Here is an 11,028-nt window from a genome sequence, read left to right as displayed (position 1 = left end):
AGCAGCGCGTGATCGAACCCGCACCACACCTCGGCGGAGGTGGTGGCGGAGGTGGTGGTGGCGCGATGCAGATGCTGATGCCGCTGGCGGGCAGCGTCGGCTCGGTCGCGATGATGACGATGGGCCGCTCCGGCCCGATGGTGATGGTCGGTGTCGGCCTCCTCGGGCTGACGCTGGTCGGGTCGGTCGGCGGCATGCTGTCCTCGCGTGGCAAAGGCGGTAAGGACCGCAAGAGCCAGCGGACCCGCTACCTGGACTATCTCGAGCGGATGCGCGACGAGTTCGTCAAGGAGGAGCGCAAGTCGCGGGCCGAGGCGCTCGAGCTGAACCCGCCGCCGGACGCGCTGCTGGACTGTGTGGCGGACGTCTCGCGGCTGTGGGAGCGGCGCCGGACCGACAGTGACTTCCTGCAGCCCCGCTGCGGTAGCGGCCGGGTTCCGGTCGTGCCGGCCCGGGTGGGTCAGGGCGGTTCCGCGATGGAGCCGCCGGACCCGTTCATGACGGCCGAGGCAACCGCGCTGGTACGGCGTTTCACCGAGATGCCGGATATGCCGCTGACCGTCCCGCTGGACCACGTCGGCAACGTGAGCATCGTCGGCGACCGCGAAGGCGCCGTACGGGTTGCTCGTTCGTTGCTCGTGCAGACCGCGGTGTTCCACGCGCCGGAGGATGTCGCGATCGCGGCCAGTTTCCCGCAGCGCGCGCTGCCGGACTGGAGCTGGATGGCGTGGCTTCCGCATGTGCAGGACCCCGAGCGCAAGCAGGGCGCGATGCCGTTCCGCCGGATCGCCGAGACGCCGTACGAGCTGTCGCAGCTGCTGTCGGCCGATCTCGCCGAGCGTGTTCAGTGGGCGACCGAGTCGCGTCGTGGGTCGGTCGCCTTCGAGGACCGCAAGAAGCTGACCAAGCGGCTGCTGGTGCTGCACGACACGTACGGCGACGTCGCGGCCGAGGTCCGTCCGGGCGCCGACGACTCGATCCTCCCGGGTGAGCTCGGGGTGACCGTGCTGCACCTGGTCGCCGACCGGGTCCAGGAGCCGAGTTCGGTGACGATGCGGATCACCGTGTACGGCGACGAGGTCCGCATCGAGGATCTTCGGGGCGCGTACCCGATGGCGGCCAGTGGCCGTGTCGACCGGATGGAGGCCGCGGTCGCCGCCGGCATCACCCGCGAGCTGACTCCGCTGCGGTTGTCCGCGGAGTCGCTCGAGGAAGAAGGACACGTCGACGACGTCGACTTCATGGGCCTGATCGGCATCTCCGATGTGGGCCAGCTGGACTTCAAGCGCCTGTGGAAGGAGCGGTCCGACCGCGCGTTCCTGCGGGTCCCGCTCGGTGTCGACGACACCGGTGCCGTGGTGCAGGTCGACCTCAAGGAATCGGCCCAGCTCGGTATGGGCCCGCACGGCCTGTGCGTCGGTGCGACGGGTTCGGGTAAGTCCGAGGTGCTGCGGACGATGGTGATGGCGCTGATGGCCACCCACAGTCCTGAGGATCTCTCGTTCGTTCTGGTCGACTTCAAGGGTGGTGCGTCGTTCGCGCCGTTCGAGCGGGTGCCGCACGTGTCCGGCATCATCACCAACCTGCGGGACGACGCGAGCCTGATCGAGCGCGCGTACAAGAGCCTCGAGGGCGAGGTGCAGCGGCGTCAGCAGGTCCTGAAGGACGCGGGCAACATCGCGAACATCACCGACTACCGGCTGCACCGTAAGCAGAAGCCGGAGATGCCGCCGCTGCCGCACCTGTTCGTGATCATCGACGAGTTCGGTGAGCTGCTGAACGAGCGGCCGGACTTCATCGACCTGTTCCTGTCGATCGGCCGCATCGGCCGTTCGATCGGTATCCACCTGCTGCTGTCCAGCCAGCGGGTCGAGTCCGGCAAGCTGCGCGGACTGGAGACCTACCTGTCGTACCGGTTCGGTCTGCGGACGTTCTCCGAGGAGGAGAGCCGCACGGTGCTGGACACCACCGACGCGTTCCACCTGCCGCCGCTTCCGGGTTTCGGGTTCCTCAAGGTAGACACCAGCGTCTACCAGCGGTTCCGCGCGGCCTACGTGTCCGGCGCGTACGTCCCGCCGACCGACGTGATCGTCGAGGACGAAGGCACCGAGGCGCGGCCGATGCTGCTCCCGACGTACCAGCAGACCGAGGCCGAGCTCGAGGCGGCGCGGGAGGCCGGGAAGCCGGAGCCGGGCAGCAAGGCGACGGAGCGTACGACGGGTCCGACCGAGCTGACCGTGTTCGTCGACCAGGTCCGCAAGGCCGCTGACCAGGTCCTGAAGATCTGGCTGCCGCCGCTGCCGACCGCCTGCACATTGGACGCGCTCGGCGGCCGGACCGACTTCGTCGACGGACGTGGCCTGCAACTCGCAGTCCGGGTGCCGCCGATGCAGCCGTCGGTCGGTGTCGTCGACGACCCGACCAACCAGACCCAAGAGGTCTTCCGGCTGGACCTGACTCGCGCCGGTGGTCACGCGGCCATCGTGGGCGGTCCGGCTTCCGGGAAGACGACCGCGCTGCGCACCATCGTCACCTCGCTGGCCCACACGCACACCCCGCTCGAGGTCGCGATCTACGCGCTCGACCTGGCCGGCGGCGGTATGCAGGCGCTGTCCGAGCTGCCGCATGTCGGTGGGGTCGCGCTGCGGACCGACCGCGAGCGGATCCGGCGGACGGTCGAAGAGATCCGCGGGATGATCGACCACCGCGAGCGGGTGTTCCGCAACCACGCGATCGACACCATGGAAGGTCTGCGCCAGGAGCACGCGGCGGGCCGGATCCCCGAGCTGCCGTCGGCCGACGTCGTACTGATTATCGACAACTACGGCGCGATCCGGACCACGTTCGACGAGCTGGACGAGCCGATCACCGACATCCTGCAGCGTGGCAGCAGCTACGGCATCCATGTGGTGACGTCGATGATGCGCTGGAACGACGTCCGGATGCAGAACCAGGCGATGTTCGGCACGATGCTCGAACTGCGGCTGAACGACCCGACCGAGTCCAACATCGACCGGCGGCTGCAGGAGGTCCTGCGCAAGGCCGGTCCGGGCCGGATGCTGGTCCCGGGCGGCAAGCTGTACGGGCAGTTCGCGCTGCCGCGGATCGACGGTGTCGCCGACGACGAGAACCTGTCCGGCATCCTCGAGGCGCAGGCGGTCACGGTGCGCTCCACCTGGCAGGGCCCGCGGGCCCCGCAGGTCCGGATCCTGCCGCTGCAGCTGCCGCGGCACCAGGTGGGCGACGACATTCGCCAGCCCGCCGTGGTGCCGATCGGCGTGGACGAGCGCGGGCTGGCGCCGGTCTACCTGGACCTCGCCGGTCGCGACACCAACCTGGTCGTGTTCGGTGACAGCGGCTCCGGCAAGACGAACATCGTCCGGCTCATCGTGCAGCAGCTGATCGAGCGGCACACGTCCGAGCAGCTGGTCTTCGCCGTACTCGACCCGCGACGCGGTCTGCGCGAGGTCGTCCCCCAGGAGTACGTCGGTGGTTACGCACCGACCGGCCGGGTCGCGGCAGGTCTCGCAGCCGGGGTGTCGCAGGAGTTGGCCAAGCGGATGCCGGACGACAGCGGCGCGATCCCGGAGACCGGTCAGGGTGGCCCACGGATCGTCGTACTGGCTGACGACTACGACCTGCTGACGTCCGGCGGTCAGTCGCCGATGGACCCGTTCCTGCCGTATGTCGCGGCCGGCCGCGACATCAAGCTGCACTTCATCGTGACCCGGCGCGCCTCGGGTGCGTCGCGGCAGATGTACGAGCCGTTCCTGTCCGCGGTGATGGAGTCCGGAGCAGCCGGTCTGGTGTTGTCCGGTGACCGCGCTGAGGGGCAGCTCTTCACCGGCGCGTACCCGGGCGACTACCCGCCCGGCCGCGGATTGTTCGTACGACGAGGCGATGGACCGGAGCTGGTCCAGACGGCACTGGCCGACCCGGTCCAGGCTGCCGCCCAGAGCAGTGGAGGAACGACATGAGCGTGCATGTTGCCGCGCTCCGCGCGGCGGGTCCTGAGGCCTGGTTCCATTTCTTCCCTCGTCTCTTCAGTCGCTTCGCTCCCTACGTTCCTCAGTCCAGAAATGGGGCCTCATGACCTACGACCTGGTGGCGCTTGTCGACGGGCGCCCGTCGAGTGATGACGTCATGGCCGGCCTCGCCGCCGCGGGTAACGAGCTCGGCGTGCGCGCGGTCAGCGGCGGTGCCGTCGTCCAGCTGTGCGACGACGACAACCTGCCGTTGGTGTCGGTCGAGCTGCCGCTGCTGATCCAGGTGCCCGGTGAGGTCGAGCGGATGCTCGGCGCGACCGTCGGCGTGGTGGACACCCCGGCCTGGTGGGTGGAGATCCGCGCGACCGCCCAGGACGGCGCGCGCGAAGTCGCCGAGAAGTACGCGTACACCCTGATCGATCGGCTGGGCGGCAAGGTCTGGACGGCCGAGGGAATCCGGACGTCCGAGGCCGCGAACGAGGAGACCCACTGAGATGCCGAACGACCTGATCTTCAGCCCCGGCGTCGACCTGATCACCGAGAAGGTCGCCGTCGTCATGCAGGACCGCCCGGTGATCGGGATGTCGGCCTGGCTGGGCGACGCGCTGGCCTCGGCCAAGATGGCCGGCCGCGACCTGCAGCTGGTCACCCCGAAGAGTTCCGCGCTGACCTACCCGGTCCGGGCGAGCATCTTCAAGGGCGCGTACTCCAAGTGGGTCGTCACCGACGACGACGGCGAGTACTTCGACGGCCTGAACGGCGTCCGGCTGAAGTGGAACGGCGAGATGTTCGTCGCCCGCGCGGCCGCCACGAAGGGTGAGCCGACCTCGGACCTGCACCCGGACTACGTGGTCAAGGACGAGATGTTCGGCCAGCTCCAGTTCACCGTGCGGGTCCGGCACCGCGCGGTCGACAGCCTGCTGATCGGCAAGATGACCGAGCGGCTGTTCACCGCGGCGACCGGGAGCGGCCCGGCCGGCTGGTCGACGTCCGAGCCGGTCACCCAGCCCTGGAGCCCGCAGGCGCTCACCGAGTACTGCCGCGACCGCGCGCCGCAGCCGACCTGGCTGGTGCTGTCCGGTCAGCCGGGCAAGGAGTTCCCGCCGTCGGTCGGCACCCTCGAGGTCCGCCGGACCATGTCGGGTGTGGACGAGACGGTGACGCTGGCCGTCACCCAGCCAGGGATGGACTTCCCGGACGTGAACAAGGTCGGTGAGTGGATCGACGAGATCGCCGACAACTACGAGCTGATCTCCGCGATGGTGATGGGCGCGTACGGCGAGGCGGACGGCAGCTACCGGCCGCGCTTCGTCGGCATGGCCTGCCCGATCGGCGTCGGCGCCGGCAACGAGGCGGTCCGCTCGTCCAGCGTCGCCGAGATGGTCAAGGTCCCCGGCATCAGCCGCGCGCTCGCGATCGGCCCGGCCCACGCGCCCGCGATCTGGTACCCGATCGGCAACGGCCGCGAGCCGCGCGACTGGGAGGCCTACGCGCAGCTGATGAAGAAACTGATCCCGGCCGAGGCTTTGGCAGGTAAGCAAGGGAGCTTTGGAGTATGAGCACGTACAGCCGGGTGACGGTGATCGGTCAGCGGCGACGGATGGACGCCGTCCTGCCCGCCGATGAGCCGCTCGGTGTCCTGCTGCCGGATCTGCTGCGGATGCTCGACGAGCCGCTGCAGCAGACCCCGCAGCGCCGGTTCCTGACCACGGCGAGCGGTGTCCTGGTGCCGCCGGAGGGCACGCTGTCGTCCGCGCAGATCATCGACGGCGCGGTCCTGCGGCTCGCTGCCGAGGGTGAGCTGCCGCCGCCCCCGACCGTGTACGACGTCACCGAAGAAGCCGTCGAGGACCTCAAACGGCGCGGTACGACGTTCAAGCCCGCCCACCGCCGTGTCCTGGCCGGGACCGGGCTGGTGTTCTCGCTGATCGCCGGCGGGATCTCGCTGCTCGTCGCCGCGCCGAACGCGATCGCGGCCGCCGCACTGCTGGTGCTTGCCGCGATCTGTGCGTTCGTCGGGATCGCCCTCGGGCGGTCGGGCAACAAGGTGATCGCGGTCCCGCTGGTCCTCGTCGCGACCGTGCTGCTCGCATTGTCGATCGGCTTCTGGGTGTTGAATGCCGGCTCGAGTGTCGGTCTGACCGTCACGGTCGGCGCATTGTGTCTGGCGTTCGGCCCGTTCTTCTTCGCGGCGGCCGGGTTGGCCGGTGGCGGTCTGGTCGCCGGCGCGACCTCCGTGCTCTTCGTCCTGGTCTGGATGGTCGGTGTCGGCACCGGTCTGGCTGTGGACCACGTCGGTGCGCTCGCTGCGCTGCTGGCCGTGCTGCTGCTCGGCCTGCTGCCGCGGATGGCTCTCGCACTGTCCGGTCTGTCCGGTCTGGACGACAAGCGGGCTTCCGGCCAGGAGATCATGCGCGGCGACGTGCAGGCCGCGCTCAACGCCGCGCACCTCGGTCTGGCGCTGGCGACTGTGCCGATCGCGGTGTCGTCGGGTGTGGCGGGCATCATGCTGCTGAAGGCCGGTGGACCCTGGGCTGTCGCGTTGGCGCTGGTGCTGGCGTTCCTGCTGGCTTCGCGGTCCCGGCTGTACCCGCTGGTGCAGGAGGTCGCGGTGCTGTTCGCGGCCGCGTTCACGGTGGTTTCCGGGTGCGTTCTGATCGCCGCTGTGAACGGTCAGGGCGGTGCGTTCATCGCGCTCGGGCTGCTGGTGCTGGTGGCGATGTTCTGCGCCTTCGGTCTCGGTTTCGCACCAGCGGAGCATGTCCGTGCGCGGCTGACGCAGCTGCTCGACTATGTTGAGGTTGGCGCGATCATCGTGACGGTCCCGCTGGCGCTGGGAGTCTTCGGCGTCTACACCAACCTGCTGAACGCATTCTGACGACCGGATGGAATGACTGAATCTGACTGGCAGGGTGACATGCTGCGCCGGATGGCGGCGGAGCAGTCACCGGCCGAAGAGCCGTCCAACACCGACACACCGCCCCCGGCCGACCAGCCGGTAGCGGAGGTGCCGCCCGCTCCGCCTGCGCCCGAACAGCCTGCTCCCGGGCCTGGGCAGCAGCCGTACCAACAGCAGCCGCCTCCGCCTGCGCAGCAGCCGTATCCGCAGCAGGGCCCGCCGCAGCAGGGCCCGCCGCCGCAGTACCAGCAGGCGCCGCAGTATCCGCCGCCAGGGCAGCCGGGCTACGAGCAGTACCCGCCTCAGCAATACCCGCCGCAGCAGCCGCCCTACCCGCCTGCGCCCCAGCAGCAATATCCGCCGCAGCAGTACCCGGAGCAGCAGTACCCCCAGCAGCCGCCGTATCCGCCGCAGCAGGGCTACCCGCCGCCGCCTCCGCCACCGCAGCAGTACCAGCAGCCGCCGCAGTACGGGCAGACGCCGCCGGTCGAGCCACCGCCGTACGCGGTACCGCAGTACCCGCCGGCGGAGCAGTACCCGCAGCAGCCGCCGTACCCGCCTGCGCCCCAGCAGCAGTACCCGCCGCAGCAGTACCCGGAGCAGCAGCAGTACCAGCAGCCCTATGCGGATCCGCAGTACCAGCAGCAGCCCCCGCCGTACCACCAGCAGCACCCGGGGCAGCAGCAGTACCAGCAGGGCCCGCCGCCGGCGCCGCACACCGGTTGGGGACCGCCGCCGACGCCACAGTCCGACCAGCTCGGTACGCCGATGGCCGAAAGCGACTCGGTCTTCCGGCGCTTCCGTCGGTTCGCCTCCGAGGCTGCCTACCTGGTCGGCGCCTCCGGCCGGATCCAGCGCGACGTCGACAACATCGCGATGATCCGCCGCCCGATCGCGATCATGCGCCGGGTCGGTGTCCTCAGCCCGGTCACCAACGGCGGTACGTCGACAGTCAGCGCCCTGCTCGCGATGATGCTCGCGACCCAGCGGTCGGACCGGGTCGTCGCCATCGACGCGGATCCGGGCGGCGCCGAGCTGTCGCGCCGCTTGGAGCTCACCATCGGCGCAGGCCCGATCGAACGCGTCAGCCTGGTCCGCAGCGAAGGCAACGCCGAGGCGGTACGCCGATCACTCGCCGAGGCCCAGAGCCAGGGTGCACGTGATGTCGGGCTCGCCGTGGTCGACTGCCCGGGCAGCATGTACGACGAGATCAGCATGGAGATGGCGTCGTCGGCGCACTGCGTCGTACTGGTCGTTCCGTCCGTGCAGCATGTCGCGAACTACTGCCTGCAGCAGCTCGACCAGCTCACACCGGACGGCCAGAACGTGCTTCTGACCCGTGGCGTCGTGGTGATCACGATGGTGCAGCGTGCGGAGCCGAGCACGGTGGACTGGCTGCTGGAGGAGTTCCGGCAGCGCGGTCTCGAGCCGCTCGTGCTTCCGTACGACGCCCACATCGCGCAGTCCTGGCCGGTGCACGCCGAACAGGTTCAGGACGAGACCCGCCGGGCAGTGCTCGATCTGTCCGCCCGAGTGGTTCAGACAGTGACCGGGGCGACCTAAAGTCTCAAATCGCGGTTCAATCCTGCAGAGGATTGAACCGTTCGGGCCGCCCGGCCGTTTGTCAGAGCGTTCAACTATTTTGCCGGCAAGCTCCTGGAGGTCCAGATTCATGAGCGATGACACATTGGCACCAACTGACGGCCAGATGCGGGACCGGAGGTCGGTGCTCCGCTGTGCGGCGATCGCCGCGATGGTGGGTGCCAGCGCCCCGATCCTCGCCGCCTGCGGTGGCGGTGAGAGCACAGGTTCAGCCCCGACGACGACCGGATCCAGCTCCGGCCCGACCAGTGCCCCGACCACGGGCGGCAGCACCGGTCCCACCTCCGCGCCGACCACCGGAGGCGCGACCGGCAAGGTGCTCGGCCCGGTCTCCGACATCCCGGTCGGCGGCGGCAAGGTGTTCACCGACGCCAAGGTCGTCGTGACCCAGCCGACCGCCGGTCAGTTCAAGGGGTTCTCCGCGGTGTGCACGCACCAGGGCAACCCGATCGGTTCGGTCGAGGACGGCCAGATCATCTGCCCGTTCCACCAGAGTCACTTCAGCATCGCCGACGGCTCCCCGGTCAGCGGCCCGGCCCAGACCGCGCTGCCCGCGGTCAACGTCGCGGTCAGCGGCACGAACGTCGTACAGTCCGCCTGACCTTTGGCAGAAGGAAGGGCCCGGCCAGGCGGCCGGGCCCTCCAAAATGACTTCTACTGCTGTGCCGGGTCCGCCTTGCCGGCGAACAGCAGCTTGTTCGGCGAACCGGTGCCGGGCTCGCCGACCTTGTCCGGTGTGGCCGCCCCGACCAGCGCGGTGGCGACGTCAGCGGGCTTGGCGTCCGGGTGGTCGGCCAGGTAGAGCGCGATCGCTCCCGCGACGTGCGGGGTGGCCATCGACGTACCGCTCATCTTCGCGGTCGAGTCCGGTGCGGTGATCCCGACCGACACGACATCGACGCCCGGTCCGAAGATGTCGACGCACTTGCCCCAGTTCGAGAACGACGCCTTCTGGTCCTGGTCGTCGGTCGCACCGACCGTGATCGCGGACGCCTCCCGGGCCGGGGAGACCGTGCACGCGTCCGAACCTTCGTTGCCAGCGGCAACCGCATAGGTGATACCGGCGCCGACCGAGGCCTTCACGGCCGCGTCGAGCGCGTCGTCGGACGGACCGCCGAGACTCATGTTCGCGACCGCCGGCTTCTTGGCGTTCTTGGTCACCCACTCGATCCCGGCCACCACGGTCTCGGTCGTACCCGAGCCCTTGCAGTCGAGCACCCGGACCCCGAAGATCTTCGCGCTCTTCGCGACACCGAACGTCGTACCGGCGATGGTCCCGGAGACGTGGCTGCCGTGACCCATGCAGTCGACGCCGTTCTGGCCGTCGCCGACGGTGTCGGTGCCGACCGACGCACGGTCACCGAAGTCCTTGTGGGCCGCGTAGATACCGGTGTCGATCACATACACGTTGACCTTGTCCGCGGGCGACGACGGCGTGTACTTCTTGTCCAGCGGCAGGTCCCGCTGGTCGATCCGGTCCAGGCCCCACGGCGGGTCGTCCTGTTTCACCGTGATCTTCTGGTTCTGCTGGACGAACGCGACTCGCGAGTCACCGGCGACCTTCTTCGCCTGCTCCTCGCTCATGTTCGCCGAGAAACCCTTGATCGACGCGTCGTACTGGTCGCGGACCTTGACGTCGTACTGGCTCGAGAGACTCTGGTTCGTGGCGCGCGTCTCGCCCTGGGTGCGCTGGCCGGCCAGCACCACGATGTAGCTACCCGGTACGGCGTTCGCGCTGCCGGCACCGCGGATCGCAACACCGGTCTGCTCCGGCTGCGCCGCCGTACTGGTGGCTGCGATACCGGTGACGGCGAGTCCTGCTGCGGCGAGCGCACCGAGTGCGGCGCGCGGTCTGATCAAGTTCGGGAACATGGGCGGAAACTCCCTCGAGTCGACGCAAGGCCTGGTTGCCTCACGCAAAGGACCTGCGCATCTACCCTGGGTGACAGGTTACGGACCGCGCTCATCCCAATCGGGGGTCAACTCCGCCTTATGACCCAACCCGCAACACGACCGCAAGGTTCAGCCTGTGTGCCGGGCCGCCTGGTTGGCGTACTTGCGGGCGGCGAAGTCGTGCGCCTCGGTGATCAGGGGGAGCAGCGGCGCGAGGGTGCTGGGGGAGACGATCGCGACCCAGTACTGCGAGGCGTAGAAGGGGTGCGGCATCAGCAGGTCGCGGGCGGCGTAGTCGTGGCCAGAGGCGAGCACCCAGTCGGCGTCGCGCTCGGTCGGGGGCGAGCCGAACAGACTCGTGTACGTCGCCTTGGTCAGACCGAGGTTGAGTCGCCAGGCACCGGGTTCGTCGAGCCGCGACACCTGCTCGTAGTGGTCGCCGGTGACAATGGTGGCGAAGGGTTGCTGCCGTTCCGGCGGGAGGTCGGCGGCCGGGTCGTACAGATAGAAGAGGTCGTCCTGGGCCTCGAGGACCCGAACGCCCGGTTGCTCACGGATCAATCGATCCAGTTCGTCAGCAGTCATGCCTTCAAGTCTGTCATTGAACAAGCAGTAGAGACTTCGGCAGAATTCCGGTTTTGTCGGCGG

General features: G+C 69.1%; 8 protein-coding genes. 6 read left to right on the top strand and 2 right to left on the bottom strand.

The window, feature by feature from the left end:
* Positions 1 to 8: 8 nt before the first annotated feature.
* From eccCa to ABD231_RS38375, 6 genes are all read left to right on the top strand, one after another.
* Positions 9 to 3,977: a type VII secretion protein EccCa gene (gene eccCa / locus ABD231_RS38400; protein WP_344164047.1), complete on the top strand. Its 3,969-nt coding sequence runs from the start codon at positions 9 to 11 to the stop codon at positions 3,975 to 3,977.
* Between the two features lie 112 nt (positions 3,978 to 4,089).
* Complete coding sequence (locus tag ABD231_RS38395; protein WP_344164044.1) at positions 4,090 to 4,479, top strand: hypothetical protein; 390 nt, start codon at positions 4,090 to 4,092, stop codon at positions 4,477 to 4,479.
* 1 nt (position 4,480) lies between these two features.
* Positions 4,481 to 5,545 (top strand): DUF6177 family protein, encoded by a 1,065-nt coding sequence (locus tag ABD231_RS38390; protein WP_344164041.1) that lies wholly within the window; start codon positions 4,481 to 4,483, stop codon positions 5,543 to 5,545.
* Positions 5,542 to 6,864, top strand: a complete 1,323-nt coding sequence (locus ABD231_RS38385; RefSeq protein WP_344164038.1) for an EsaB/YukD family protein — start codon at positions 5,542 to 5,544, stop codon at positions 6,862 to 6,864. The genes ABD231_RS38390 and ABD231_RS38385 overlap by 4 nt, the downstream gene beginning before the upstream one ends.
* Positions 6,865 to 6,876: 12 nt before the next feature.
* Positions 6,877 to 8,448, top strand: coding sequence for a hypothetical protein (locus ABD231_RS38380; protein ID WP_344164035.1), 1,572 nt, complete (start codon positions 6,877 to 6,879; stop codon positions 8,446 to 8,448).
* A gap of 109 nt (positions 8,449 to 8,557) precedes the next feature.
* The gene (locus tag ABD231_RS38375) at positions 8,558 to 9,088 is read left to right on the top strand and encodes a Rieske (2Fe-2S) protein (RefSeq protein ID WP_344164032.1); all 531 of its coding nucleotides are present in this window, start codon (positions 8,558 to 8,560) and stop codon (positions 9,086 to 9,088) included.
* A 53-nt stretch (positions 9,089 to 9,141) separates the two neighbouring features.
* Here ABD231_RS38375 and ABD231_RS38370 read toward each other — a convergent pair whose 3' ends face one another.
* Positions 9,142 to 10,359, bottom strand: coding sequence for a S8 family peptidase (locus tag ABD231_RS38370; RefSeq protein WP_344164029.1), 1,218 nt, complete (start codon positions 10,357 to 10,359; stop codon positions 9,142 to 9,144).
* Positions 10,360 to 10,509: 150 nt separating this feature from the next.
* A complete protein-coding gene (locus ABD231_RS38365; RefSeq protein WP_344164026.1) occupies positions 10,510 to 10,965 on the bottom strand; it encodes a DUF6194 family protein in 456 nt (151 codons plus the stop codon).
* Positions 10,966 to 11,028: the final 63 nt, after the last annotated feature.

Origin of the sequence: Kribbella yunnanensis (assembly GCF_039529655.1) — a bacterium.
In the GTDB taxonomy this organism is placed as follows: domain Bacteria; phylum Actinomycetota; class Actinomycetes; order Propionibacteriales; family Kribbellaceae; genus Kribbella; species Kribbella yunnanensis.
The sequence above is the reverse complement of the archived record's forward strand: the minus strand, read 5'-3'. Positions and strand labels throughout refer to the sequence as shown.